Annotated in this window: 22 protein-coding genes and 2 pseudogenes; 14 read left to right on the top strand and 10 right to left on the bottom strand. The window is 68.6% G+C overall.

Translation table 11 applies throughout. From position 1 onward, the window contains the following. The first annotated feature begins 126 nt into the window (after positions 1–126). Together ACFV3E_RS42900 and ACFV3E_RS42895 are read left to right on the top strand one after the other, a co-directional pair. Positions 127–687, top strand: a complete 561-nt coding sequence (locus ACFV3E_RS42900) for a Uma2 family endonuclease (RefSeq protein ID WP_500541427.1) — start codon at positions 127–129, stop codon at positions 685–687. Between the two features lie 622 nt (positions 688–1,309). Then, entirely contained in the window at positions 1,310–2,743 is a 1,434-nt protein-coding gene (locus tag ACFV3E_RS42895; RefSeq protein ID WP_500541425.1) for a replication-relaxation family protein, read from the top strand. Positions 2,744–2,831: 88 nt separating this feature from the next. Here ACFV3E_RS42895 and ACFV3E_RS42890 read toward each other — a convergent pair whose 3' ends face one another. Continuing rightward, positions 2,832–3,233, bottom strand: a complete 402-nt coding sequence (locus ACFV3E_RS42890; RefSeq protein ID WP_500541423.1) for a hypothetical protein — start codon at positions 3,231–3,233, stop codon at positions 2,832–2,834. A 44-nt stretch (positions 3,234–3,277) separates the two neighbouring features. Here ACFV3E_RS42890 and ACFV3E_RS42885 point away from each other — a divergent pair. Beyond that, positions 3,278–3,483: pseudogene (locus ACFV3E_RS42885) on the top strand (transposase); the annotation flags it as partial. Here ACFV3E_RS42885 and ACFV3E_RS42880 read toward each other — a convergent pair. The 3 genes from ACFV3E_RS42880 to ACFV3E_RS42870 form a co-directional block, all read right to left on the bottom strand. Continuing rightward, positions 3,484–3,714 carry a hypothetical protein gene (locus ACFV3E_RS42880; RefSeq protein WP_500541421.1) on the bottom strand — a complete coding sequence of 77 codons (231 nt, stop codon included), beginning with the start codon at positions 3,712–3,714 and terminating at the stop codon, positions 3,484–3,486. 136 nt (positions 3,715–3,850) lie between these two features. Next, positions 3,851–4,534: a hypothetical protein gene (locus tag ACFV3E_RS42875; protein WP_500541419.1), complete on the bottom strand. Its 684-nt coding sequence runs from the start codon at positions 4,532–4,534 to the stop codon at positions 3,851–3,853. A 318-nt stretch (positions 4,535–4,852) separates the two neighbouring features. Next, complete coding sequence (locus ACFV3E_RS42870; RefSeq protein ID WP_500541418.1) at positions 4,853–6,514, bottom strand: serine/threonine-protein kinase; 1,662 nt, start codon at positions 6,512–6,514, stop codon at positions 4,853–4,855. A 541-nt stretch (positions 6,515–7,055) separates the two neighbouring features. Between ACFV3E_RS42870 and ACFV3E_RS42865 the strand changes: the two genes are divergently transcribed. After that, entirely contained in the window at positions 7,056–8,675 is a 1,620-nt protein-coding gene (locus ACFV3E_RS42865) for an endonuclease NucS domain-containing protein (protein WP_500541416.1), read from the top strand. A 615-nt stretch (positions 8,676–9,290) separates the two neighbouring features. Here the strand turns inward: ACFV3E_RS42865 and ACFV3E_RS42860 are convergent. Beyond that, complete coding sequence (locus tag ACFV3E_RS42860) at positions 9,291–10,262, bottom strand: AraC-like ligand-binding domain-containing protein (protein WP_500541414.1); 972 nt, start codon at positions 10,260–10,262, stop codon at positions 9,291–9,293. Between the two features lie 344 nt (positions 10,263–10,606). Here ACFV3E_RS42860 and ACFV3E_RS42855 point away from each other — a divergent pair, with 344 nt between their 5' ends. Together ACFV3E_RS42855 and ACFV3E_RS42850 are read left to right on the top strand one after the other, a co-directional pair. Continuing rightward, entirely contained in the window at positions 10,607–11,041 is a 435-nt protein-coding gene (locus ACFV3E_RS42855; RefSeq protein WP_500541412.1) for a peptidoglycan-binding domain-containing protein, read from the top strand. Positions 11,042–11,127: 86 nt separating this feature from the next. Continuing rightward, a complete protein-coding gene (locus ACFV3E_RS42850) occupies positions 11,128–11,580 on the top strand; it encodes a peptidoglycan-binding domain-containing protein (protein WP_361809845.1) in 453 nt (150 codons plus the stop codon). A 234-nt stretch (positions 11,581–11,814) separates the two neighbouring features. On the opposite strand, the gene ACFV3E_RS42845 is transcribed toward ACFV3E_RS42850, so the two are convergent. Together ACFV3E_RS42845 and ACFV3E_RS42840 are read right to left on the bottom strand one after the other, a co-directional pair. Next, complete coding sequence (locus ACFV3E_RS42845; RefSeq protein ID WP_500541410.1) at positions 11,815–12,024, bottom strand: helicase associated domain-containing protein; 210 nt, start codon at positions 12,022–12,024, stop codon at positions 11,815–11,817. 314 nt (positions 12,025–12,338) lie between these two features. Beyond that, positions 12,339–12,545 (bottom strand): annotated as a pseudogene (locus tag ACFV3E_RS42840) (helicase associated domain-containing protein); the annotation flags it as partial. A 430-nt stretch (positions 12,546–12,975) separates the two neighbouring features. Here ACFV3E_RS42840 and ACFV3E_RS42835 point away from each other — a divergent pair. The 5 genes from ACFV3E_RS42835 (at position 12,976) to ACFV3E_RS42815 (ending at position 17,802) form a co-directional block, all read left to right on the top strand. After that, a complete protein-coding gene (locus ACFV3E_RS42835) occupies positions 12,976–13,596 on the top strand; it encodes an L-threonylcarbamoyladenylate synthase (protein ID WP_431969182.1) in 621 nt (206 codons plus the stop codon). A 1,418-nt stretch (positions 13,597–15,014) separates the two neighbouring features. Continuing rightward, positions 15,015–15,332, top strand: coding sequence for a hypothetical protein (locus tag ACFV3E_RS42830; RefSeq protein ID WP_500541408.1), 318 nt, complete (start codon positions 15,015–15,017; stop codon positions 15,330–15,332). Between the two features lies 1 nt (position 15,333). Beyond that, positions 15,334–16,080 (top strand): helix-turn-helix domain-containing protein, encoded by a 747-nt coding sequence (locus tag ACFV3E_RS42825; protein WP_500541406.1) that lies wholly within the window; start codon positions 15,334–15,336, stop codon positions 16,078–16,080. 231 nt (positions 16,081–16,311) lie between these two features. Then, complete coding sequence (locus tag ACFV3E_RS42820) at positions 16,312–16,923, top strand: hypothetical protein (RefSeq protein ID WP_500541404.1); 612 nt, start codon at positions 16,312–16,314, stop codon at positions 16,921–16,923. 399 nt (positions 16,924–17,322) lie between these two features. Continuing rightward, positions 17,323–17,802, top strand: a complete 480-nt coding sequence (locus ACFV3E_RS42815; protein WP_500541402.1) for a hypothetical protein — start codon at positions 17,323–17,325, stop codon at positions 17,800–17,802. 58 nt (positions 17,803–17,860) lie between these two features. Here the strand turns inward: ACFV3E_RS42815 and tpg are convergent, their stop codons facing one another. Further along, positions 17,861–18,406 (bottom strand): telomere-protecting terminal protein Tpg, encoded by a 546-nt coding sequence (gene tpg, locus ACFV3E_RS42810; RefSeq protein WP_500541400.1) that lies wholly within the window; start codon positions 18,404–18,406, stop codon positions 17,861–17,863. Positions 18,407–18,768: 362 nt separating this feature from the next. On the opposite strand from tpg, the gene ACFV3E_RS42805 reads away from it, so the two are divergent. From ACFV3E_RS42805 to ACFV3E_RS42795, 3 genes are read left to right on the top strand one after another with little or no spacing between them, the layout of a single operon-like run. Next, positions 18,769–19,050 carry a hypothetical protein gene (locus tag ACFV3E_RS42805; protein ID WP_500541398.1) on the top strand — a complete coding sequence of 94 codons (282 nt, stop codon included), beginning with the start codon at positions 18,769–18,771 and terminating at the stop codon, positions 19,048–19,050. After that, on the top strand, positions 19,047–19,577 hold the full coding sequence (locus tag ACFV3E_RS42800) for an RNA polymerase sigma factor (protein WP_500541396.1): 531 nt from the start codon (positions 19,047–19,049) through the stop codon (positions 19,575–19,577). Before ACFV3E_RS42805 ends, ACFV3E_RS42800 begins: the two co-directional genes overlap by 4 nt. Continuing rightward, positions 19,574–20,221: a hypothetical protein gene (locus ACFV3E_RS42795; RefSeq protein ID WP_500541394.1), complete on the top strand. Its 648-nt coding sequence runs from the start codon at positions 19,574–19,576 to the stop codon at positions 20,219–20,221. The genes ACFV3E_RS42800 and ACFV3E_RS42795 overlap by 4 nt, the downstream gene beginning before the upstream one ends. A gap of 588 nt (positions 20,222–20,809) precedes the next feature. On the opposite strand, the gene ACFV3E_RS42790 is transcribed toward ACFV3E_RS42795, so the two are convergent. Together ACFV3E_RS42790 and ACFV3E_RS42785 are read right to left on the bottom strand one after the other, a co-directional pair. Then, entirely contained in the window at positions 20,810–21,655 is an 846-nt protein-coding gene (locus tag ACFV3E_RS42790) for a hypothetical protein (protein WP_500541392.1), read from the bottom strand. Between the two features lie 141 nt (positions 21,656–21,796). After that, positions 21,797–26,380, bottom strand: coding sequence for a PDDEXK-like endonuclease domain-containing protein (locus ACFV3E_RS42785; protein ID WP_500541390.1), 4,584 nt, complete (start codon positions 26,378–26,380; stop codon positions 21,797–21,799). Between the last annotated feature and the right edge of the window lie 235 nt (positions 26,381–26,615).

Here is a 26,615-nt window from a genome sequence, read left to right as displayed (position 1 = left end):
CCAGGCAGCCCCGTGAACCTCCTGCCCGGCTCAGCCGACCGGGCTCCCTGCACGCGTGCGGCTCGACCGCCGCCTTCGTGCTGGGCCACACTGGGAGCACAGCAAGCCGAGGAGGTGAAGGGGAGCGTGAGCGTTGCCGCCGCTGACCATTACGGGCCGTGGACCGTGGACGATGTCCTGGCCCTGCCCGAGGACCCGCGGAACCGGATCGAGTTGGTCGGGGGCGCGCTGATGATGAGCCCCGCGCCAGGCCTTGCACATCAGTGGGCCTCCCACCGCCTTCACGTGCTGCTGGAACAGGCCGCTGAGACCGCGAAAGCGCCGGTGCTGGTCTTCGACGCCATCAACGTTCTGGTACCGGACGGCCTGATGATCCCGGACCTGGCCGTCGTGGACGAGGGCGTGGACCTGTCCGGTGTGACCGTGCATGCCCAGGACGTCATCGCCGTCGTGGAGATCGCCTCTCCCTCCACCCGCGTCGCGGACCGGAAGATGAAGCCCGCTCTGTATGCGGCAGCGGGGATCGAGCACTACTGGCGCCTGGAACTGGAGCCCGCTCCGCGGCTGTACCTCGGGCACCTGGAGCACGGCTCCTACGCCGACCGGCTGGTCCAGGCCGGCCAGACCACGGCAGTGACAGAGCCGTTCCCCCTGGACATCGACCCCGCCCGGCTGGTCAAGCGGTAAGCAACCAGCACGCGCCGACCATGCACTGGAGCATGCGGCTATTGGTGTACGCGCAGGCCTGTCGGCGTACACGTGAACGTCGACGGGTACGCCGACGGCGCCAGCAATGCCCGGCACGCGCCGGCGCGACAGCCGCGGCTGGCACCCCCAAGACTGGCGTCGCCGAGTCGCCGCCCAGCGGCACTGTTGACGGGGACCGGTGGTGCTCGGGGCGGCGTGTCGGAGTGCCTGCCGCCCCCGCAGCGCTCCCTGCGGTGCCCCCTACGCCTTCCCCTACGTTTTCCCCTACGGTGACCTCCCGTGCCCGGTGTTGCATTCGTGCAGGTCAGCGGGCATGCGCGGGGGTGGCGGCGGTGCCGACAGCCCTTTACTCCCGTGCTTGTGTGTCAGTGGTGGGTGGTGGAGTGGTCGTGGTGGGGCTTGCGGTGGGGCCCGGGGTGCCCGCCCGGCCCCGGGGGTTGTGCGTGCGCGGGCCGTCGGCCGCGCCCCGCGGCGGCCGGGGAGCCGGTGCGGCCCCGGGGGTGGCCGGTTGGGATGTGGAGCGGCGGCGGGGGAGGCGAGGTGTGGGGTGACGGGGAGCAGGCGGTGGCCGTATGGATCGACGGCCCGGGTGCGGGGTCTGGTGCTGCTGGCTTTGGGTGTGGTGAAGGTCGCCACGGCCGGGCAGCTGCGGCAGCTGGTGCTGCCGGGGACGGCGGATGTGCAGACGGTCCGCAACGCGTGCAAAGACCTGAAGGCGGCGGGGCTGGTGGAGTCGGTGGGATCGGCCAACCGGCCCGGCCGGTCGGGCAGGCCGGTGGCGGAGCAGGTGTGGAACCTGACTACGGCGGGGCTGGCGGCGGCCGCCGGCGAACTCGGCCGCCCCGCCAAGGAGATGGGCGGCACGGCCCGGGAGGCGGCGAAGGCCGGTGCCGCGCACGCGCTGAAGGTGACCGACACCATCGACGCGTTCTGCCAGTCACCACCGCAACCCACCCACCCCATCCCCCGCCGCAGCCCTCGCCTCGCTGACGAAGCCAGGCCCGTAAGCGCCGGGCCCGCCCCTACACAACCCAGTCCAGCCGAAAGCGCCGGGCCTGCCACCGGCACCCAGCCCGCCCCTGCAGTCCAGTGGGCGCCACGGCCGTTATCCGCCCGGCCTCGCGGCCTGGGCACCCTGCGCGGCTGGACGACGGAAGTGATCCTCCCGGTCACCGGAACCTTCACAACGCCCGGCAGGGGCAGCCTGCGCGCCGACGCGGTGCTGACGGCACCACAGGACCAGCTGCCGGTGCTGTTCGTGGAGGTCGACAACCACACCGAACCGGCAGCCGTGCTGGCGGACAAGATCGCCCGCTACCACCGCTTCTTCCAGCGCACCGTCAACGGCCACCACGTAGCAGACCAGGTCCCGCTGTGGTCGACACGATGGGAGGACTCCCGTCGTGGGGGCTACCCGCCGGTGGCGATCGTCTTCACCAAACGCGTCAACCCCCAGGCGCTGCAGCGCCGCATCAGCGAAGTGGCCCGCATCTCGGCCCCGTACTGGCAGGGCACCTGGCACACCGGCCCCTACACCGACGCTTCGGGCACGCCAGACGGCTGGCGCACCTACGACCGCACGGTGCCCGTCCTGGCCACCACCTTGGACCAGTTGGCCACTGACGGCCCGCACGGCCCGGTGTGGTGGCGCTTCGGCCACGACGTCCGCGAGGCGCTGATCGCCGCCCTGGCCAACCCTGACGACCACCGCGCCTACCGGCAGCGTGACGAGCAGCGGCGTGCCGCCCGGCAGGCTGCCGAACAAGCCCGCGTCGCGGCCAAGGAGGCCCGCAGGCAGCGACACAAGGAAGAACAGCGCCGCCGCCGGGCAGAAATGTGGCCCTGCCCGGCCTGCGGCACCGACGTTCATCCAGGCGACTACGACGGCGGGCACGGCGACGGCCTGGCGCCCGGGGCCGAGTGCCCGGCCTGCCGCAGCGAGCGTGAGCGCCTTGACCGGGAGCGGGCCGAGGCGGAAGCGGAGTGGGAACGAGAGCGGCGTGGCAACGGACTGTTCGGCTGGCTGCGCAGCTGAACCCCGCCCATGCGGTCTGTTCGTTGCCTACACGGGAAGTCCGAGTCAAGCCATGGCGACCATCGTGAGGCGGCGGCCCGGCCGCTGCTCAGGCTGTGCGCATGAGGGTGTCGCGGTCGGGGCCGAGCAGGAAGGATAGGAGTTCACGCATAACGCTGGCGAACGCCCGGACTCTGAGTTCGGTCAGACGGGCGTTGCGCGCGGTGTTGGGCAGATGGTTCAGTGGCCCGAGCCCGCATCTGACGTACAGATGATTGAGGTACACGCGATCCCGCGCCATGGAGGGTACGTCCGCCCACTCCACGAACGCAGACACCGCCGCTTCGCAATGCCACTCGTAGTGGCGGATCCCGAACCGCAGACCGTGACCGATGTACTCGATCCCACCGCTGATGTCGGCCGGCCCGGCGAAGCCTGCCTCAGGCAGGAAACGGAAGGCTTCTGGTCCCACCCTGCGAACAACCCGCTCCCCGGACTCCCGCTTTCCCATCCATCCACCGTCCAGCGGAACTCCCGCTACCGCCAGATCGCGGTCGAGGGATCCAGCGCCGGATCGCTCGCTGCGGGATCGAGCCCTCCGGACGCCTGTGCCGCAACCGGTGGGTGGTCGAGCGGACTGTGTCCTGGCTGGCCGGGTGCCGACATCTCCACCGCCGCCACGAGCGAAAGTCCGAGCACTTCCTCGGCTCGTAGGCATAGCCGCCGCCTTCATCTGCTTCCGACGCCTGGCGGCTGCCTGATCAAATGCACACAATGCCCAACGCACTCGGAACGTCCCGGATCCAGGCGGCACGGGCCGGCTCCGAAGCGGCGACACGTTCCAGCACCTCGATGAACCGCTGACCTTCCTCTGAGTCCATCTTGCCGGGTTCAAAGGCGATCTCTTCCAGGGTGCTCAAAGCCATCTGCGAGTCGCGTCCGACCTTGACGAGATCCTCCAGGGTCGCCACCGCCACCAGAAGTGCCCGCACCACTTCATCCCCCTGAAGTACGACTTCACCCTCCCCTGGCACCAGCGATGACGAGGCGATGCTGCCACCCCGAACGCTTCCAGGACACCTCACACGAGACGCCCACCGTGACCAGCGAGCCAAGAGAAACAGCGTTTTATGACGGTTGTGGATTGACGAAGGTCGGCAGGTAGCGGAACTCGCCTCCGGTGCCTTCCTGTAGGGAGTAGTCCTGCCAGCGCATGGTGTAGGTGCCGTGCAGGGTGCGGGTGTTCTTCTCGTGCGGCCGGTCCGGCGTGCCCCACAGGAGGGTGCCGGTGAGGGTGTGTTCCTGATGGAGGCGGAACATCTGGTCGCGGCTGGGTTTTGCGGTGGGGGAGGGCGCTGTCCACAGGGCGGGGACGTTGGTGACGAGGAGTGCGAGGCCGTTCTGGTCGGGGCGGTGGCAGAAGCGTTCCAGCCGGGTGATGTCGGTGATGAAGCCGAGCCGGGCGAGGTCGATGGCTGCGTGGGACGTGAGCGCGTATTGCTCCTCCCTTGTCCCGTTGCCGGCCGTCCCGTTCCATGCCCGGGTGCAGTGTTTGAACTCGACGGCGGTCCGGCCCGTTGGGCCGATGCAGAGCAGGTCCAGGTGCTCGATGCGGTCCGAGGCTGGCTGGCGGACCTCCAGCCGGGAGTGCAGGTGAGGCGCGATCTCCCACAGGGTGCGGGCGAAAGCGTGCTGCAGATCTGCCTCGGAGTGGAACACCGGCCGGTTGTGGCGCAGCCGGTCCATGACCGTGGCGAGCGGTACTTCTCCGGCGATCAGCTGTGTGCCGCTGTCGGTGGCGTGCGATGTCATGGCCCGCTCCCTGGTGCGTTGTCTGTCCGATTGCAAACAAGGGTGGCACCAGGCACCCCGTCAATCTGCGGGATAGGACACCTCACCGCATACCGTAGGCGAACCCATCCCACAGTGCCGAGTACCCCGGCGGCCACGAGCAGGTCCATCCAGTGGTGTCCCGTGTCCGGAGACGGGATCCCCGGACACGCCCAGTGCCAGGCCTCCTACACCCGGTTGCGGCTTGCTCGCTACCCCCTTGACGGGTCCGCCGCTGGCCCGGCTGGCTTGGTCCGGCCGCATCCTTGGCCATGGCGGTGCTCCCACGGGGTCCTGTTGTCAGGCGCCGACGTGCTCAGTGAGGCAGACGTACTCCGGCGGACGCTGGTATCCGAGACCGCTGTAGTCGAGGACGGCCGGGTAGGTCATGCGGGTTCCGGGGTACTGCGGCGTGCAGTCCTGCGGGGTGTCGTAGAAGACGATCGAGTAGTCCCCCGGTTTCGTGACGCGGGCGTCGGCGGGGTTCACCAGGTCGGCGCCGCACTGGTATCCGGGGGCGTTCATCAGCAGCGCGGCGTCGCGGGAGGTGCCGTCGCCGCTGCCGGTCCAGGCGACGCAGTACGACATGCCCGGGTCTCCGCCAGTCTCTGGCTCGGAGATGATGTTGACCTTCTGCAGGGCGGGAGGACCGCCACATAGGCTGTTGATGTCCTTGACATAGGCCGGGGATCCGACCGTGCAGATGTCCGCCTTGGATTCGCAGCTCGCCGGGCCCTGGGGGGACTTGAAGGTGACCGGCAGACACGTGGCCGACGCGCTCACCGTCGGCGTGCTCTTCCCGTGCACGGCATCTGGGGTGCCCGCCGCCGGGGAGACGGTTGCCGAAGTCGAATGCCCGCCGGGGTAGACCGTAGCGGAGGCCGCCACGGTCTTTCCGGCCCCTGAGCCGCTGTGCCGCCTGTCCCGGTCCTGCTCGGCGAACGCGTACGCGCCACCCGCGGCCACGGCGAACGCGGTGACACCGGCCGCGGCGACCAGCCACGTACGGCGGCGGGTGATCCGCCGCCGAGCCATGACCCAGGTCGTGTCGTCCTCGGTGTCCGGCAGGTCCCACCCGGCCGTCACCAGGTCACCCACCAGGGTCGGCACTTCGGCCCCTTCGCGCAGAACCTGGGTGGTCTGGGAGGCGAGCAGCACCGTGCACTGCTCTGCCAGTGCCGCGGCCGTGGGCCGCTCCTCGGGTGCTTTGGCCAGCGCGGACGTCACCAGGTCGAGAAGGCCGTCGGGCACGCCGGCGGTGTCAGGGTTGCCGGACATGACCCGGAAGGCGACCGCGTCGGGGGCGCCGGTGCCGAAGGGCGGGCGCCCCGTGGCGCCGTAGGCGACCAGGGCTCCCCAGGCGAAGACATCCCCGGCGGGGCCCGTGGCTCCGGTGCGGTAACCCTCAGGGCTGATCCAGCCTGCGGTACCGGTCATCACGCCGGTACGGGTCACCGAGGTGCCATCCAGGGCATGGGCGATGCCGAAGTCCAGCACCCGTGGCCCGTCCGGGGCCAGGATGACGTTTCCCGGCTTCACATCGCGGTGCACCACACCGGCTGCGTGGACGGCCGCCAGCGCGGCCGCGGTCCCGGCCGCCAGCGCATACAGCCGCGCTCCGCTGAGTGGGCCGTGTGCGGCGATGAACTGGCCGAGTGTGGGGCCGGGGACGTACGCGGTTGCCAGCCAAGGGGTGGCAGCATCGGTGTCCGCGGCGAGCAGCGGCACCAAGCAGGGCCCGAAGACCCTCCGCGACACCTCGACTTCCCGCTTGAACCGGGCGCGGAACTCATCGTCGCAAGCCTGCGCGGGGTGAATGACCTTGACCGCCAGCTGCCGCCCCTCGGGATCCAGGGCCGCGTGCACGGTGCCCATGCCGCCCGAACCGAGCCGGCCGATGATCCGGTAGGGGCCTATCCGGCCCGGGTCGCCGGGCCGCGCAGGATGGACACGCGTGGACAACGAAGACCCCCCAAAGGCCAAGAACGCGCCAACCGCGCCGGTTGGGCCCGCAACTGTCTCACGCGCGCACCGGCCGCCTCAGCCTGGGGTGGCATACCTGCCGCGCCCGGGTTGGCGCGCAAGGGAGGATTGAGGATCCTCGGCCGACACACGGGCGGTGTGTGCTGCTAGTAGGAGCGCAGGGCTCGGTCGGTGGATCCACGTCGCGCGCGGTGGCGTGCGCGCAGCCTCGATCGCCGCGAGCCATGCGGCGACGAATGGCGGGCATGTCCGGGCCGCGCCGGCGGCGGGCCCGGACCAGCAGGCGCAGCCCTTCGAGGGCGTAGTCCGCCTCCACCTCGAACTGGGCCAGGCTGCCAATCTGCGGTAGGGGGTCAGCAGCGGTCTCCCGCGGTGCGTGCGGCTTTGACGGCCGAACCGTACAGGTTGCGGGCGGATCCGGGGTCGGACAGGTCCCGCGTGCCAGCCGACGCGGGAGATGGCTGCGTTAACCATTCGCAGCCGTAGGGTCGTTGTCGGTTCTACGGTTTAGCCTTCGATCATGCGACCGCCTCTTGAACACGAGCTGCGTGATGTGCTCGTACACAACCTGGAGTTGATCGAACCGGGTCTTCGGCCGGTTCAGCTTGAGGAGTACCCGCTGCCCAATGCCCATGGCACCCGGGGCCGCATCGACATCCTGGCTCGCGATCGTCATCAGATGTGGGTAGTCGTCGAGCTGAAGCGCTCCCGCTCCAGTGCACGGCAGGCTCTGCACGAGGTGACCAAGTACACCGAACTTCTCTGCCGGGAGAAGAATCTTGCACCTGACCGTATCCGGGCCGTGATCGTGGCGATGCCGGACGACTGGGAGGAGCTGCTCACGGCCGTCAGCAACGTCGCACGGGACTGGAGCCATGATCTGCGCGGTTACCGGCTTCTGCTGAGCAGCAATGGTGACCCCATGGGGGTCGAGCGGGTGCCGCTCCTGCCCCGAGCGTTCGAGCCGCGCATCACGCCCATCCACAACCTGTTCTTCTTTGCCTCGGAGGAACAACGTCGGCAAGGCTGGAGCATCATCAGCGAGGTTGCCGCCGAACTTGGGCAACTTGACTTGCTGGCGGCAGACTTCGATCGAGTAGCGGAGAAGCAACACATCCCTGCGCCGTTCGGACTCTATCTGGCGGTAGGGCGGGTCAACGAGGCACTCGCCTCGAAGGTTCTGCTGCGTGGTTACGACGGGCCGGAGCCGTTCGCTGCCGAACACCCCGCCGAGTACTTGGCCCTCTGCGCGATCTGCAACCGTCTTGTGAGCAGCCGTTTGCGTGGCATGGGCATGGAATCTGCTCAACCGGGACTGCTGCGGAACCTCGCCGACAATCCCAACTGGGCCATCCGAGGCTTCCGAGGGACCGGCGCCTTCGATGACTCAGCGGCCTTCGAGGAGCGGGACCTGTTCCGTTTCCTCAGCGGGGACGATCGAGGCGACAGCCAGATTCTCTACACAGGCTCGGCGAGTCCGCAGGTTGCCAGCCGCTGGAATGGGTTCCGGCGGGAAGTCCGACAGAGCTTGTCCGGCAACTGTGAGTGGGAGTCGCTGGTGGGCGGCTGGCTAGACGACGTGAGCCAGAAGGTCGAGGACGGAGACGTAGGGCTGCACGTCTACAACCCCTGTGACCTCCTGCAAACAATCATCCATGGGTGGCCGGATCGGTTGGATGAGTTCCTGCCCATGGTCATGGGGGAAGCCACACGAGCCGAGGGGTTGCCGAGTACGGTGCGTGGTGCCTTGTGCTGGAACGGGCAGGGCATGCCGCTCCCTGAAGCCGTACAGCTCGTCTACGGAGACCCGCATCGCCTGATCAGCAACATGTACGCAGGGACGATGTGGCAGCGCGACCGAGAGCTGCTGGACCTTCTCGGGCTTCACTACGTGCTCCTAGAGAAGATCGGCCCCAGCAGGGCTAGATCATCTGCGGTCGATGAGCGCCGCATCTGGGTCGAGAACGAGCAGGGTGTATGCGTCTATTCCTCAATCACGCAGCCCTACGATTTCGCGCGGGCGTATGCGGAAATTACGGCTGATGGCGAGATCGTCTCCGTCGAGCAGTACCTCAACAGGTATTCCCGTGAGGTGGAGATGGTGGCCAGGGAGTACCGCGCCGTCATTCACGTCATGTAGAGGGCACCTGGTCAACGTCTGCACCATTGGGTGCGGGATGCCTGTCACGAGGTTGGTTCGGATGCTCCGGTGAGTTCGCGGGACATTTTGTTATGTCTGCGCTGCCGCTCGGTCGGCTTGGTCTTCCTCTTCGAAGAAGGGCGCCCGCCGCCTTGTCGCGGCGACGTTGAAGTGATCGACGACGGGCACGGCAACACCTGGCGCCTGATGCGCACCGACGACCAGCCGGACGGACTTCTCCCGTGTGGGGGGTGTTGGTGTGGTGGCAGGTGATCTCTGCGCGGGGGCGCCCGTCTCTCCGGCCGTTGGGGCGGGCCTGGGAGCCGCTGCGCTGGGCTTGTGGCGGGGCGGTCTATGGGGTGGGCCGCCGAGGTGTGCCCGGCGTCCGGGGTCGGGGCTGCGCGGTGGGGGTGTGGGGTGCCGTATGGCGGCTGCAGGAAGACGGAGCGCCGCTGTCGGTGTCCCCATCGCACCCTGAACGGTTCAACCCCGTCTGTCCCAAGGTGGGTTCGTGGACGTTATTTCGCACAGTCGAATATTCGAACGTGCCGATAGGCGCCGATAGACGCTCGGCCGCCGCGTCCGGCCACGCGGGACTCGGCCGCGGGCAGGCTGTCACATGGACGTGCGAGGGTGGTTCAGGTCGCGCCAGTCCCGGGGCGACATTCCGTATGTCTGCCTGAACACCTTGCTGAAGTGGGACGCGTCCACGAAACCCCAGCGCCGTCCGGTCGCCGCGATGGTGCGCAGGGGCCCGTGCGGCCCGGCCAAATCCCGCTTGCACTCGGCCAGCCGGCGTGTACGGATCCAGTCGCCGAGGGTGATGCCCGAGCGGGCCAGTACGGCGTAGAGATGTCGCACGGAGACGCCGTGGACGGCGGCGATCCGTGCGGCCGACAGATCGGGGTCAGCCAGATGCGCTTGAACGTACTGAGTGACCCGCTGGGTGAGCGTCGCCTCCAACGGCGCCTTGGTCAGGCCGGAGTCGCCGTGCTGGGTTGCCAGGACGGCGCGGAGCAGTTCGATGCTGGGGGTGACGACGGACTCGGCGTCCCGATCACCCTGATGGATCTCGTCGCTGACGGCCAACTGCGAGAAGTAGGTGAAGGCGAGCCGCGCGACGGGATTGCCGGGCCCCAGGGCGACCGCCGCCACATCCCTCAACAGCCGCTCGGGCAGCGCCAGTGCGGCACGGGGGAAACGCAGGAAGTGGTGGTCGACTCCCTCGTCGAAGAGAAGCGTGTACGGGGCGACGGACTCGTAGACGGCGCACTCGCCCGGCCTCAGCACGCACTCGCGGCCGTTCTGCACCACCAGACTGGTCCCCGTCATCTGCACGCCGAGGAAGACGGCCGGCTCCTCGTCCTCCCGGGCCAGCCGTTCCGTCCGGTGGATGGTGACGGAGGTCGCACGTGCCGAACAGATCCGGAGGGGGCCGACGGTGCCGAGACCCAGGCGGACGGAGATGCCGTCGGTCGGCGGACCGTGATCGATGTCGACCGCCACGATGGAATCCCGCACCGCGTTCCGGACCACTTCCTCCCGGTCCTGCGGTGGCGTGAACGCGGTGTCCAGAACCGGGCTCATGCGCCGCACCTTTCTTTGCCCGCGTCCGCCACCCGGCCGGCCTGACGCCAGCCTGCCCCGTTTCCCTACGCGTCACCCGTCGAACGATCACCCGGACCTCAGTTTGACGGTCTTGTCATACAACGTGCAGCTAATTCGACAGGCGTGCACAAAGGCATCACCGCCCTCGTCCGACACCCTCACCGGAGACGGTGCACGGCGGACAAAGAAGCCTGCACATATGACAAAGACCGGGTCCTATGGTGCCGCTAGTGTCCATGGCCGAGCCCCGGGACAGCACCGCGAGCCGTCCTCGGGCTGCCACGGAAACGACAGTGCTTCTCGCACGGAGGGGAACGACAGGCATGCGCAGGACAGGCAGGAGCAGGGCGCTTCTGGCGACCGGGACCTTGCTGGGGGCCCTGATGGGAGTGGCGTCCGCCGCCGTCCCGGCCCACGCGGCGGACGGGGTGTGCACGGGAGCGGCCTCGGTGCAGAACGGATCGACGGGCCGGCACTTTGTGTACCCGATCAACGTCGCCAACAACACCATCTACTGCTACCTGCAGTCCGGGCACACCGGTCCGGGCGTCAGGGCCCTGCAGAAGAACATGAACAGCTGTTACGGCAAGAAGCTCGAACTCGATGGCATCTTCGGGTCGGACACCAGGAATGCACTGCGTGACGTCCAGAGCAGGATCGGCGCGGCGGTCGACGGCGTCTACGGCCGGGAGACCCTGGCCAAGATGAAGTGGGCCCGCTACAGCAACGAAACCGGCGCCAAGTACGACTGCGTCTGAGCGTGACGTGCAACCTCGCAGGTCACCCGACCTACTGATCTCACAGCGTGATCAAGCACGCCTGCCCGATACTTCCCATGAGGAGCATGATGTCTTCACGCACGCCCCGCAACAAGCCTCGCGCCCTTGCTGCCCTGGGCGCCCTGGCAGCGGTACTCGCCTGCGGTGTCTCCGTCTCCCCCTCCGCGAGCGCGGCCGGTATATACCCGACCTGCAACACCACCAAGGCTGTTTCCATCAGCTCGGGTCACTCCGTCACGGTTCCCGCCTACAACAGCGGCAGCGGCAAGACCCTGACCTGCAATCTGGTATTCGACAGGGGCACACAAAACCCGGCCGTGACGGCGCTGCAGCGGAGCCTGAAGAATTGCGAGAGCTACGGCTACCTCACCATCGATGGTTACTACGGCCTGGAGACGATGACCGCCGTCGAGTTGCTCCAGGAGGACTATGGGCTCGGCGCGGACGGCGTCTACGGCCCGAACACCCGTGACAGCATGAAGCACTACAGTTCCACGCTGGGCTGCGCCCGCCTCTGACACCGCGATTCAGCGCCTGACGGTACTGGCCGTCCCTCGCCGCTCCGGCCGGACCCCCGGCCGGAGCGGCGATGCCGCTTGTCGGCGCCGCACCATGGCCGCGCGACTTCCTTGCCGGCCAGCGGCGCGCCCCCGCTGTCGCAGTCCGAGGCGAGCTGGCCGCGCCTCCATACCTGCCAGCTCCCTTTCGCAACAGCTCCGCACGTTCCCTCGGCCCTTCTCCCAGTGCTGCTGCTACCAGCGCATGCCGAGTGCGTTGAGTTCGGCCCGCCGTTCTGGGGTCAGTTTGTCGGCGCGGCGGCGCGTGTTGTCCACGAACTGACCGAGCTTGATGTCGGTCACGGTCCCGTCGGGCTCAGCGAGCTGCTCGACGTGCTTGCGGGGCGGCTGAAGGGCTCCCTCGCGGGCGTGGAACTGCCGGGCCGCCGAAGGTTCACCGCCCACTTGCCCGCCTGCGTACGAGGCGCCTGCGGCCTCTCCGACGGGTCCGCCGGGCCTAGGTGGAGCATGTTCTGAAGCATCCAGGCCTGCGCGGGCAGCAGCTGCTCCCACCCGTGGCGCTGTGCCTGGACCCACGCCCCGAGGTCCTCCCCCTGCACGCTCACTTGGCCCGGGACGGTGGGGAGTGGCTGGCCGTTCTCGATCAGGGCCCGGCACAGCCGGTAGCACCGCTGCCACACCACGGGCCAGGACGGGCACCAGGACGGGTCGATCGCCTCCAGCGCGTCCAGCCGTTCCTCCGACAGGGCGCCGGCGGTGGAGCCGACCGGCAGCCCTGCCTCACGCCGCTGCGCGATCGTGTCCGCAAGCCGTCCGGCGGTCCGCTGGTTCTTCGTCCAGACGCCAACGGGGTAGCCGTTCCAGACTGCTGTGGCGGGCGGCAGCAGGTGCCCGTGCTCGGCCGCCCACTCCGTGGCGGCTGACAGTCCTTCCTGCCAGGCGACGTCCCAGTGGGACCACACCATGCCCAGATGTGAGTGGGTGCGTTGGTGGCATTGGGTGGGTGTCAGCGGGGTTGGGGTGGTTAGACCTGGTCGCGGCTGTAGAGGCTGTTTCATTCTGCTGTCATGGGGTGACCAGGTGGCTGCTGTTTAGTGGTGAGAGTGGGGCGGTTCGGCTGTCGTGGGGGTGGCTGTTCCTATACCGGTCCCGGTCGCACCGATAGCTGTACCTGTCGCGTCCGTGCGCCGCTGTCCTGTCCCAGCGAAGATGCACCGGTCTCACCGAAGATTGACGACTGAGCTGTTCGTCTCATCGAAGTTTCGCCTGACACAGCTGCTGGCTGCGGCTTCCAGGAGCGTGGGTGGCAGGTCTTGTCCGTGTCCGAAGCGGTAGTTGCGACGACGGGGCGCGGCCCCGCGAGTGCGGCACCCGGGTACGGCATAAGCTCGGCAGATGGCCAAGTACTTCGACGTGCACCCCGAGAACCCCCAGCCTCGCAGCATCGCCCAGGTCGCCGACGCGGTGCGGTCGGGAGCGCTCATCGCATACCCCACCGACTCCTGTTACGCGCTGGGCTGCCGGCTGGGCAGCAGGGACGGCATGGACCGGATCCGTTCGATCCGCCACCTCGACGACCGGCACCACTTCACGCTGATGTGCCGGGACTTCGCGCAGCTGGGCCAGTTCGTGCAGGTGGACAACGACGTGTTCCGGGCCGTGAAGGCGTCCACGCCCGGCAGCTACACCTTCATCCTCCCGGCCACCCGTGAGGTGCCGCGCAAGCTGCTGCACCCGAAGAAGAAGACCGTGGGTGTGCGCATCCCGGACCATGTGGTCACCCAGGCGCTGCTGGCCGAAATGGGCGAGCCGCTGCTGTCCAGCACACTGCTGCTGCCTGACGATGAGGAGCCGATGACCCAGGGCTGGGAGATCAAGGACCGGCTCGATCACGCGGTGGATGCCGTGGTCGACTCCGGGGACTGCGGCACCGAGCCGACGACGGTGGTCGACTTCTCCGGCGGCGTGGCAGAGATCGTACGGCGGGGCGCGGGAGACACCTCGCGGTTCGAGTGAGGCCACGAGGCCGGTCACGAAGGTATGGATCTTGCGTGGCAGCATGAGACGTGCATGCGGCGCCGGGGGCACCAGCTTACCGCCGCTGATTCCTCGGGAGTCTCGGCATGACCGCCGTACAGGGGACGGCCGTCGACATCACGACCGACGACGGCACCCCGACGCGTAGCAGTCACTGCAGGTCAGGGCCCAGCTAGGGTACGCGGGGCCTCATCACCGATTGCCCGCGCAGGTGTAGCCACTGTCGCCCCGACCCCCGCAGCCTCAACAGCCGCGAACGCAGGGCACCGGTCAAACTTCAGTGGGAACGGTCAAACTTCACTGAGACGGGACATCCGTGCGCCGCACGTCTGCCCGGAGCGCGCGGGCGTCAACGGGGGTGGGCCGAGCCGGGCCCGGTAGCGCCGCATGCGGTCCCCGGAGCGCCCCCTGGCACGGCGTGGCGTCCGGGGCCGCTGCATCGCTGTTGGTCCGGAGCATCGCCCGCATCGAGGGCCAGGGGTGCGAGCCGCCCGCTGTATCTGCCGCGGCCGGGGTTTCCAGGGACTGGGAGCTGCTTGGCCTGCCCGCATTGCCGGCGCCCGGGCCCAGGCCGAGGCCCGTATCCGCTCGGGCTGTGCCCCACGGGGTACGGTGCTGGGTGGCCGTATTCGCCGGACACGTTTCCAGCATCGTGCACAGGCACATGAGGAGTGCTCGTCGGGTGGTAGTGGGCCGTGCTGCCAATGCGGTGCTGGTGAGCGGGTATCAGCCTGGTTCTCGCCCTGCCTGTTGATGCTGTGGGCGGCACATTCGGGTGTGCCATGCGGCGGTAGTGCGAAGCCGATGCTGCCCGGAGGGTTGTACTACCCTCGCTGATGGGCTGGCATCGGCTTCGTTGAGCGGGTGCGCCAACACCCTCTCGGTTCCCTGGTGCATCGGTTGGAGCCAGTAGCAATCAGGGCTGACCGGTCCCGATATCTGTGGGCCGGTCTTTGTGATGTCGAGTGTGCCGATGAGGCCTCGGTCATGTCCGCCAGCAACGGGCACGGTCGTGAGTCAACCCAGGTCGTGCGTGGGCGTGCGTCGGGGTTCAGAGGTAGGACGGACCAGCGTCTGCGGGTTCTTGTGGTAGGGCGCTTTGCAACGCGCTGAACAGGAACTTCGGCGGGTGCCCACTACTTCGCAGCTCCCCGGAACCACCATGGGTGAGACGCGCCATTTGCAGCTTGATGCTTTGGTGCGCTGATGAATCAATGTTCCTGCGTGGGCCGTTGGTGGTCTAGGCGACTGACACCATGAATGGCAGCAAGTTCATTCCGCGTGCTGGGAGCGCCAACTCCCGTACGGCGCGAGGAGTGGATCAGTTGGAGCCAGTTCACAGCACCGTCCGGCGATCTTGTGATCGCCGGACGGCTTATCAGGCATAGGTGATCATCATGGGCGTCACGCCCCTTCCTCCTGTCGCGTACGACGCGACCTCCCCGCAGCAGCCGTCCGGCGCTGGCGACCTCCCTGACGTGCCCGAGCGCGCAGGCTTCGGCATGGCGCACGCGCTTGTGCTCATCTTCTTCATCGTCACCGCGGCGGTGCTCGCCGAACTGGGCATGCGGGTGGAGGACGTGCTGTTCCTCCTCGGCGGCGCCGGCGGCATCGGCGCCGTCGTGCTCCTGCTGGTGATCACCAGCGGCCGTACCACGGGCCGGCTCGGCCGCGCCTTGGACGCGCTGGACGCCTACCGCAGGTCGGGGCGCTGACGTGGCCGTCACAGCGGGGCGGCCCGAGCTGCCCGTCGACCGCTCCGTCGCAGCGTCCGGGGACCTCGCGGACTTCCTGCGCGGCCGCCGAGCGGCGGCGGGCGTCACCTACCGGCAGTTGTCCTGGCGTACCGGCAAGTCTGCCGCGACGCTCGAGCGCGCCGCCGCAGGCGGTCGCACTGTCCCTGCTTGGGACACCGTCGAGATGTTCGTCGAGATGACGGTCAGCAAGGAGGAGAAGTTCATCGGCGCGCTCGCGGTTGCCATGATGGACGCCCAGAAGCTGTGGATCCGTGCGCGCCGGGCCGTCCGCGCGCCCTACTACGTCCACACCGCGCCTGCCCCCCTGCTCGTCGCATCCGCTGCCGACTTCAGCCGGGCCCTACGTGATCAGCACATCTGGGGAGGCGTGCCTACCCCGGGCGAGATGGAACGGGCCGCCGGCACCGGCGAGCTCCCTCGCACCACCGCGCGCCGCATCATCAACGGCACGAGTCTCCCCGTCGACCCCCGGCAGGCCAGGGCTTTCCTCCGTGCTTGCCACGCCGACCCCACCACACTCGCGGACTGGATGGACGCCGGCCACCGCGTCACCAAGGTCGACTCCTGGCTGAAGGCTGCCGAAAAGGAGCGGCTGCTCCTCCTCGCCGACAAGAGCATCCCGCTTTCGCCGTCGGGCCTGACAGCCGTGGACGGTCTGCATGACTTTGGTGCGGCCCGTCTCGACGCCCTGGATTCGGCGGCGTAATCCGAGTTCCTCGTGAGTGCCCCGGGACGGGCTTCCGTTCCGGGGCGCTTACTTGCGAGGTGTATTCGGGGGTCGAGGTGTTCGCGGCATCTGAACTTTCGTCTAGCAGACGACCGCTTCCCACTTGTTGACCGATCTCACTGAACCTTGACTGGTCCCCTACTTCAGCTGGCCCGAGCACCAGAACACCTGGGTGATGGACGGCACGGTGTCCCTGAGACACTCCGCACCATGACGACCAGCGTGCAGCCGCCGTACTTCTGGGGCGACGAAGGCCCGTACTTCAACCCGCCGCCGCAGCGGATCGTCTGCTGCCAAGAGCACGGTGAAGGGCTGGACCTAAGGAACCTCAAGGCCGCGGTCGCGATCCACGAGGCCGGGCACGCCGTTGCCGCGTTCCTCCTCGGCGTGCACGTCCCGTCGATCGAGCTTGAGTCCACCTCCGTGGTTCGCGATTGCGGGACGGTGACCCGGGTGGAGGGCGCGAACGTCGGGGTGTCGTTCGCGGGAGCCACGAGGAAGACGGCATTGACGGTGCTCGCGGCCGGCGTGAGGGCGCACCAGTGGTCCCAGCGGGTGACGGGGATGCTGACGTCCGAGCGGGTGCTCTTCGCGGAGCGTGGCGGGACGGCCGACTGGGAACGGGCGCGGCGCCTGGCCCGGGAGGTGGACGGCGGCGCAGAGCTGGCCCCTCGCGATTACTGGCGGCACTGGGAAATAGCTGACGAACTGCTGTCCCCGCACTGGGAGGCCGTCACCAAGGTCGCTGCGCTGGTGGTCGAGGGGCCTGTGTCAGGGGAGGTGGCGGCAGCGGCGGGCGGGCTGAGCAACGCGGCTCGGTGACCTTGCTGGGGGCTTGGACCCATGGGGCGTGAGTCCGCCTTGCGCCTGCGGGCAGAACCAGTTGCGTGCTGCCGCTTTCCAGGCCCAGCTTGCCCTCCGCTTGGCGAAACTTCGGTGAGACGAACAGCCCAGTCGTCAATCTTCGGTGAGACCGGTGCACCTTCGCTGAGATAGGTCACCACTTGTTCGGCTGCCTGAATGCGGGCATGCGGCGCGGTGTCGACTGCCTGCTGTCATGGGGTGACCAGGTGGCTGTCACGGGGCGGCTAGCAGACGGCGGTCCTGCTGTGTCGGGTTTGCCGTTTTTGGTGTGGGTGGGCGGCTGGGGCGGGTGGGGTTGGTTGTGTGACGGTTCCGGAGTCCCTGGTGGGGGAGGCGGCTGCTGTTCCGGTTGTCCCGGTGGACACGGGACGGGTGGAGCGGACGGCGTGGCGCTGGCTGGCCGAGGGGCGTGAGGGCCGGGTGGAGGCTCGGCCGCGGCAGGGCGGGTTCGTGGTGGGCGACGCCTTGTGGGAGGTGCTCACCCAAGCGGGCGGGAACGTCGCAGAGCTGCGCCGCAGGATGCTCCAGGCGCAGGACGAGGGCGTGCTGGAACGCTGGGGAGCGGAGTTCGTGCCGTCGCTGGCGACGCTGCACCGCGCGGTGAAGGACAGTCTGCGTGAGGGCCGGGTCCTTCAGGTCGCCCGTGCGGCGTCGGGCCGGGTGGAGCCGAGCCGGTACGACCGGGCGCTGGCCGACCTCGGCTTCGCCGATGGTGTGGGTGGTCCGCCGGTCGTGGACGGCCCGGCCGGCCGTGTCCACTGGGACTGGCGCGAGCGACAGGAAGCCAGCCGCTACGCCGCGATGCTGACCCAGCACCGGACCCCACCCACACGCTGACCCCGGGCCGGACGGCCCAGCTCCCAAGAGCACGGGGGAGTGAGTTGCCCTTCAGCACTCAGCCGATGGCGAACTCGACGTTGCTGAAAGCGACGTGCACACCGTGGACGCGCCGGCCTCCGTCACGGAAGTAGGCGTGACCCAGCGCCCGTGCCAGGATGACCATCTGCTGCGCCTCGCCTGCGCCGGCGTCACGGGCGGCGAACAGCTCCCGGGCTACTTCCCCCTGCAGGTACTGGGTGATCTGCCGTATGCGTGGATCGTCGGAGGACCCCGCGGAGGCGGCGAACCCGAACCGCGCTCTGACATGGAGGGCGAAGCCCTCCGTCTCGGCCCGGGCACGCCGCCGGGCCCGGATCCGCGGCTGCGACTTGGTCCGGACCGCTTCCTCGATCACCCCGGCCTGCGGGAGGCCCGGTGTGCGCCGGGCTCCGGGCTTGTTCGTCACCCATCGCTGCACGGTGCGCTGCGACACTCCCAGTACCGCGGCGACTTGCTGGGTCGAACCGTACGTCGTGAGCAGGAACCGCAGACGAGCGGAGGTGCTCGAGGGAACGGGTCGCGTGTGCAGCGCGCGCTCCAGTCCCTGCGCGATCTCTCCCACGGTCGCCCCTTCCTTCCTTCCTTCCTTCCTGGCGTTGCAGGCGAGGCTGCCCCGGCCCGAAGTGTCAGGTCTCCCATCCCGGGCCGCCCCTGCCATGCCGTTCGGGCGTCCTGGGGACAGCCCTGGCGCCCGTGCGCTACACGCTGGCGTCCCGCGGATCCCCTTCCCGTCGCAGCACTGATTTTTTTCTGGCCCGCTCCCGATGCTGTGACCTGCGGAAACAGTGTGACATCCGGGGCAGCGGGGGCAGTTGGGAAAAAACTTGGTCTCCGGCATCCGGATTCGGCGTCCGGCGGGCGTGTAAGGGGTTGAGGGCCTTGCGTCCTCGTCAACGAGTTCGTCACTACTGGGAGGCCTTGTCAATGACTTGGTCGTACTGGGCAGGGGCAGGCGGGCTTCCCGCCATGCTCCTGCTGTACTACGCGATGCGCCGCGCGCGGGGTGTCGTGGAGTTGCTTGTGAAGGCGCACGTCGAGACCAGGGTGGAGCGCGAGCAGCGCGCCACCATGGTCTCGATGGCGCAGTCCCTGCCCGACGGCGGCGCCGCCGCCCGCTTCGAGCAGGGGCGGCCGGCCTGGCTGTTCCGCAAGGACGCAGCCGACCCGGCAGGCCACCGGGCCATCGCGACGCGGGAGGCTGCGTGAGCGAGGCCGCACCGGGAGCGGACTACGAGTCCTTCGTCCTCGAGACGATCGAGGCGTTTTCCCGATTGGCCCGGGCCAAGGCGGGCGACCTGCACAGCGCCCAGGACGCTGTGCAGGTCGCCTACCTGAACATGTACCGCCGGTGGGAAGAAATTTCTGCACGACAGGGGTCCCTCGCCGCGTACGGCCGCACCGCAGTGAAGAACGCGGTCAAGGACCAGTTCCGCCGGAACAAGCGGATGGTCACGGTACCGGTACCGGTTCATGAACTGCCCGAGATTGAATCAGGCATCGGCGTTCCCGGTGCCGCGTACGAAATGGTGAAGGAAGGAATCGACGAACTTGTCGCAAGCCTTCCCGAACGGCAGCGCGAGGTCATCACCCTGTGTGTCCTGCAGGACCTCAGCACTGCAGAGGTTGCACAGCGCCTCCAGATCAAGGAGGAGTCGGTGAAGCGCTACATCAAAGCCGCCACCAACAACCTGAAGAAGTCCATCAACGAACACGGCGAGGAGGTAACCGCATGACGAACCTGTCCACTTGGACGCATCAGCCCGAGGAGCGAGGAACCATCCGGTTCCTCGCCCTGTGGCTGCTCATCGAAGGTTCCGAGCAGGCAGTTTCCAAGGGTCCTCGGATCGGCGAGGACCCTGTCCAGGCGGAGGGGGGCCAGCCTGCGGGCTGGCCCCCGGCCCCCGCCCCCTGCCCGGAAAGCGGCGGAAACGGAAATCATCGAATCGGTGCAGTACGTGAACTGCACGCTCTTCTGAAGAAGGAAGTCGATGATTCTGCAACACCGCAAGAGACACGGCGCGTAGCTGAAATCCTTGAGTTCCTGGACAGGGATGGCGAAGCGCGAAGCTGGTGGGAAAAAGCAGCCCTCAAGGGTGACGAAGATGCGCGAGACTATCTCAGTGTCCTCGACTCCGAGAGGGATGATCAGCTATCGGAATGCAGCGGGCAAGAGAAAGAGCGCACGGGTGAATCCCTTACATCGGTCCTAGGCGCATTCGCATGCCGATCCGCCAGTAATCACCTACCTGCAGACAGAGTTGATTCGGCGTTGGGGGATGCCGGAGTCGAACTGTCTGAAGCAACGCAATTCCTGGTGCGCGAGATCGAGGACTTCCTGACGCACCTGGACCACACCACCGGCGGGCCGCGATGCTGACCCACTGCTGCGTGCCGTGCCTACAGACAGGAGAGTCTGTATAGACCAGCCTCCGTTAGGCCTTCGCATGAGAAGGCCAGACGACTCGTTGACGTGGCGGCCACCCCCGCAGGGGGGTGGCCGCCACTGCGTTGAGAACGAGAGGTCCGCTAGTCGACTTGCGGACCGTCATCGGTCAGTGCTCCAGATACGCGGGCACAGAACCTGACCCACGCGCTGGCATGCACGGCAGCGCGGAGCAGGTGAAGACGGTCACCGCGGGGCAGCGCCACCCCGGGTCGGACTGCACCGGATAGCCGGGGCGGATGACGGGCCCCGTACGACCGGGGCCGGCAGGCGCGTCGGTACCAGAGCCTGAGCAGCCAGTGCTGTGGGCGAACATGATCAATCACGCACAGGATGGATGCGCGTTACGCATCGTCAGAAGCCTGGCAGGCGGCCTCCTGGGACTTTGGGCGTTGGCCCGCAGAAGGCGGGATCGCGCTCCTGCGGGTTGTGGGGTCAGGCGGCTTGTCGACGAGGCGGCCGCTTGGGCGTGGTGCGGCCGCCATGGCGTTTCTTCCTGCTGGCAGGTGCTTTGTGCGTGGTTCAGGTGTGGGGGGTGGGGTTGGTGGTGGCGAGGTCGTTGAGGACGGCGTTGACGGTGGACCAGCACAGGTCGGCGGTGTCGTAGTCGGCGCTGTGGCGGGCTCGTTTTTCGGCGAGGGGGTGGACGAGGTTGCGGTAGGTCCGTACGAGGTGGGAGGCGATTTTGGCGTCCTGGTCGATCCAGTTGTTGGCGTGGGCGTGCTCGATGAGGTGTTGCAGGCTGGCGTTCGTCAGCGAGCCTGGGATGGGTGTGGTGGCGGTGCGGGCTTCGGCGGCGTGGACGAGGACGCCTTCGAGGAGGCTGCCGAGCATGATGACGGCGGCGGTGTAGGCGCCGTGTTCCTGGCAGATGTGAGCTTCGTCCAGGCGGAGTTGAACGGTGCGTGCGAGGTTGGGGTCGGAGACGACGTCGGTGATGGCGACTTTGAGCTCGACGCGCTGTGGCTGGGACGGCCGGCTGCCGTCGTGGGCGGTCAGGGTGGGCGTGGTGTTGTCGTAGGCGATGCGGAGCCCTTCGAGGGCCAGGACCTCCTGCAGGCGGGCGATGACGGTTTCGTACTCCTTGGGGTCCTGCTGGTACTCGCGCCGGTCGGCCAGGCGCAGGATGACTGCTTCCACGTCGCCGGCGGCGTCCTCGTTGCGTTCGCGCAGGAGGTCGTGGACCCAGCGCAGCCGTGGCCCGTCGTGGTCGGGGACGTCGTCCCAGCCTGCTCGGCGCAGGAAGCCGGGCAGTTCCCAGCCCCGGCGGTATTTCATGCCTGCGTCGTCGCCGCAGACCATGGCGGCGATCTCTTCCAGGGTGCTGTCGTCGAAGGTGGTCGGTCCGGCCGCAGCGGTGTCGGTCATGTCGCCTCGCATCTTCCCTGGCCTGCGCATCAGGGGTGATGCGCAGGCGCTGCTGGTAGTGACCTGTGCCGGCGTGGGCGTGCCGCGGGGAGGGGGCAGGCCCGGCCCGGGCGTCTGGCAGCTTGCGCGCCGGCCCGTGTTCTATTCGTCGCTGTTGTTGTCTTCGCCGGTGCCGGCTTCCTCGTCAGCCAGGTCGTCCTCGTCCTCTTCGTCGTCACCGTCATCGTCGGGCAGGTCGACGGGCGTCCAGGCAGCGGCCGGCCCGGCGGTGTGGGGATCGGTGACCGAGGGCATGGGTTGGATGCCGAGGACCTCGAGCTGCTCCCACAGGCCGGTCAGGGCTTCTTGGGGTGACAGGGCGAATGCGCTGCTGCGGATGCGCCAGAACGTCCAGCCGGCACGGCGGAGTTCGCGTTCGCGTTCGGTGTCGTGGCGGATCTGTTCGGGGCTGGAGTGGTACGGGCTGCCGTCGCATTCCACGGCCAGTCGGCCGTGGTCTCCGATGACGACGAGGTCGATGAACTTTCCGTTGACCTCCCACTGGGGCACGACGTGGTAGCCGCGTTCCTTGATGTGGAGGAAGACCTTTTGTTCGAACAGGGACTGGAAGGGTGCCTGCTCGTGGTCGGGGCTGACGGTTCCCAGCGGCGGTGAGGGCGGGTAGGGAGGCGGTGGGTTGAGCATGTAGGTGAGCAGGGAGTGTCGCAGGTCCTTGCTGCTGAGCTGGTCCGGGGTGACGGAGTGGAACAGCCACATCTGGTTCCGGGCCCGGGATGCGGCCACGTTGAAGCGGCGCTGGTCATCGCGGCTTGTCACGGCGCGGGTGTTGTCGCCGTCGATGACCATCGACAGCAAGATGACGTCGCGCTGGTCGCCTTGGAACTGTTCGGCGGTACCGACCGTGATCTTGTGACGTTCCCGGGCGGCCGGGTCGATGCGTGTGTCGATGAGGTTCTGCACGAGCTGGGTCTGGGCGCCGTAGCGGAGAATGATCACGCCCATGGTGCTGCTGGCGTAGGCGGGGTCCTGGGTGAGGCGCAGCAGCTGATCGACGACTGCCTCGGCTTCGGGCCGGTTGATCAGCCGTTCCCGCCGGCCCTCGCAGTGTCCTTCGGGCACATGGACGGTCTTGAGCGGCGGGAGCCGGTCGGCGCCGTGCTGGCGCAGCAGCACCAGCTCGTTGTCCGGATAGAACTGGGTGGAGGACCATTTGATGATCTCGGGCATGCAGCGGAAGTGCTCGGTGAGGCGAACGACCTCGGTGAAGCGGGCCGAGAGCAGGTCGTACAGGTTCGACTTGGGGTCGAAGCCCTCGCGCTGCCAGTCCTTGAGGCCGGCGAGTCGTTCGTCGAAGATCTGGGTGATCCGCTCGTGCTTGCTCTGGTTGTAGAAGGGCGCGCACTGCCGGTCGTCGCCGACGACGATGATGCGCGGGGCGAGCCACAGCAGGAGCAGGCCGTCCAGACCGACCTGGCTGGCCTCGTCGACGATCACGACGTCGAAGGAGTCCGGTTCGGGAGCGAGGGTCTCGGTGACCTGCCGCAGTGGCATGATCCACGCTGGCACCGCGCCTTGCGCATCCCGCATGGCGGACCGGGCGTTCTTCATGTGCCGCCGGCCGTATCCGGTGGTGACCTGGCCGGCGTTGGCGATGGCGCTGCCGTAGGCGGCCAGAGCCTGCTTGTGCTGGAGGGTCATCCGCTCCAGGCAGTGGGCCGCCGCCCGGTCGCACACCAGGTCCACGACCACTTGCCGCAGACGCGTCTCCACACGAGTCAGCCGGCCCTGTAGCTGTGCTTCCCGGCCCGGCTGAAGGTGGGCGTCGAGAAAGGCCTGGGCCTGTCGCCAGGCCCAGGCGTTCGGCAAGCCAGCCAGGCGCATCCGCCACGCGGCGTCCTCGGCACTGCCGGCATATGCCGCGGCCAGAGCGGGATGGGCTGCGGCCAGCTGCTGGAAGATCTTGCCGGCCTCGCGGCGGTCCGCCTCCCGCTGGTAGGCCACCACCAGCGCCTCGACGGCTTCGCGATAGGCCTGCGCGTCACGCGCTGCCACAGCGTCGGCCAGATGCTGCACCTCGCCGGGGGTGCGGGGGCCGGGCGCCGGCAGCACCCGGGCGGTCTCGGCCACCTCCGCCTCGGCGGCCCTTACCTGAATCAGCACGCGGGCACGCCCGACCGCCTCGCGCACCATGCCCCACTGGGCGAAGGTCGTGACCGGGGTGTCGGCGCCGAGTGCCGGGAGAGCCCCGTGCACCTGCCGGATCGCCTCGACACAGGCATCGACCGCCTCCAGCGTGACAGCCCGGTCCAGCAGTTCCGCGACCACCTGCTCGATGCCGTCCGCCTCGGGCGGCTCCCCGACACCCTGCCATCGCTCGCGCAGGACCCGGGCGTGGGAGCGCAACTGCAGATGGCTCACCACAGCGGCGACCTGCTCCGCACCCTGGGGCGGCATCCCGTCGACGCGGCACTGCTCCAGCAGCAGGCGGGCCCGCTTGACGACGGCAGGCTTCAGCCACCGCCCGCCGAGCGTGCCTCCACCACGCAGATGCGCCTCCAGTTCCCGGCCTGCGGTCAGGTACTCCCTTTCCTGACTGTCGGACAGGGCCGGGATGTCCACGTGCGGAAACGCACCGGCAGCGATCCGTCCTTGCGTTTCACGAGCCCGCCGGGACGCCATGCGGACGCTGTCCCACAGCGTCTGCCGGTGCTGGGCGAGCCCGTCGTGCAGAGCACGGCTCGTCCACGCCCGCTCTGCCCAGGTCCCAGGATCGGCGGAAAGCCCCACATGCTGCAGGGCCTGCTGCGCGCGGACGCAGAGCACCTCCAGACCCTCCAGCCGGTCCGGGCTGGCCTCCGCCAGATGCTGCGCCAATTCCTCCGCCTCTGGCGGTGAACCAAGAGCGGTCAGTGCCTGCTCGGCATCCCGCAGCCGGGTCAGCCGGCTCGTGACGTCCTGCGGCGCCGGCACAGAAGCCGGGTCCGGACACGACTGCGCCGGGGACTCCAGGATCTGGCGGCCGTGCCGTGCCACCAGCGTCACCATGCGTTCTGCCTCATCGGTGGTGACCGGCGGCCAGGGCTCGCCCGGGTCCGGCAGCGGCGGACACCAGCTGTAGTCCCCGGCAGCCGCCTCCACGGCCGTGACGATGTCGTCGAGCCTGCCGCGGTAGCCAGGAGCGACCTCCCCGTGCACGTACCACTCGGTCTCCCGCACAGCCCGCAACTGGTCACGCAGCGCGGCTTGCTCAGCCTGCAGCGAGACCCGATCCCGCTCACCGTCCTCCATACGCTGCCGGAGCACGGCCGTGTCAGTGGTGGCACGCAAACGCGCCAACGCCGCCAGAGACCGCTGCACATCGGACCTGCCGCCCTGCCCCGGATTGCGCTGCAGAACGCACAGATCACGCATCCGGGGCGGCAACTGGTTCCGCAACACCTCCAGGGCCTGGTCCTTGGCGCTGGTGACCAGGACGCGCTTGCCCTCCGCCAGGAGCGCCGCGATCAGATTGCTGATGGTGTGGGTTTTGCCCGTGCCCGGCGGCCCCTGGACCACCACACTGGTGTCCCGCCGCAGCCGGTCCAGCACGTCACGCTGAGCAGCGTTGGCCACCATCGGGAACAGCGCCTCAGGCCCCAGCGCCGGCGGAACAGGACGACCTCCACTGCCCCACGCCACCCGCTGCGGCTGCTCCAGCTCATACAGCAACTGCGCCAGCCCCAGCGGGCTGCGCGCGCCCGGCTTCTTCAGGTGGCGTGCGATGGACTCGTAGAACCCGATCGCCGAGCGCCTGCTGTTCTCACGCAGGATCAAAGCCGGCGCCCGGTGCACCCAACCCGCCCCGGCCTCCTCGGTCAGGTCCGGATGCTCGACGCCCGCATCGAAAGGCAGCGACCGATCCAGCCCGAAGGCCCGCTGCGCCCAGGTCTGCAGAGCCGCCGTCGCCGGGTCGTCCAGCGGATGGAACCCGACCTCCTCGACCTGAGCACGCACCGACGCGATGAACTCCGAGGTGTAGCCGTCCGACTCACTCAGGAAGTCCGTGTCCTCCAGCCGGCACGACTCGTCCGACAACAGTGACACCGTGACCTCGACAGAATCAGCATCCACGGCAAGCGCCACCGGAGCCGTCAGCAGATGACGCCGCACCCGGGCAGACGGGCGCTCCGCACCGATCTGCACCAGCCCCACGGCCAGCACCACCTCGTAGTGATCACTATCTTGCTGAACCTTCTTCGCCATCCGGTACAGCTGCTGGTACTGCCTCCGGTACGGCTGCGCCTCCAGCTCATCCTGCGCCCAGCGCCGCCACCGCTCCGCCCACTTCTCATAGGCCTTGACCACCTCGGGAGGCCACTGTGCCACCGCGCGGAGGACTTCCCCGCCGCTCGCATTCCCGGCTTCAGCATCAGGCGTCCCGGCCGGGCCCGGCTCCGAGCGTCCGGCACCCCGCACGGGCTCGGGCTGGAACGCCTCGCCGGCGGGTACGGGAGGTTCACCGAGCGCGGGGGGATGCGGGCCCGCCACGGCAGCCGCGGCGGCCGGCACCTTGCCGTGCAGCACCTTCGGCAGTGGTGGCGGATCCAGCGGCGGACGGTGCCTGGCCGTCACCAGCCGGGTGCGGGCCGCCGTACCCGAAGAGAGCATCCGCTCGGGAAGGTCGGCCAGCCACACGACGTCGGAATACTTCACGCAGTCGCGTACGGCCCTCTCGGTCCCCTTCACCAGCTCCTGCAGGCAACCGATGAGCACCCGCGTATCACGCACAGCCGCCGGAGAACTCCCATCGAGAATCGCCCCCTCAGCCATCTCAACCCCCCAACGCCCCCCACCCTGGCGAGCCTTTCAGGATGCACGGCGGACGGCGCTCCCCGCAACGCCCGCATCGCTCCCGACGGTTACCTTTGGACACTGGGCCCGAGAGCACCACTGCACCTCTGCGGGCACCGGGGAAGAGCGC

The organism is Streptomyces sp. NPDC059718 (genome assembly GCF_042733315.1).
GTDB lineage: Bacteria > Actinomycetota > Actinomycetes > Streptomycetales > Streptomycetaceae > Actinacidiphila.
The sequence above is the reverse complement of the archived record's forward strand: the minus strand, read 5'-3'. Positions and strand labels throughout refer to the sequence as shown.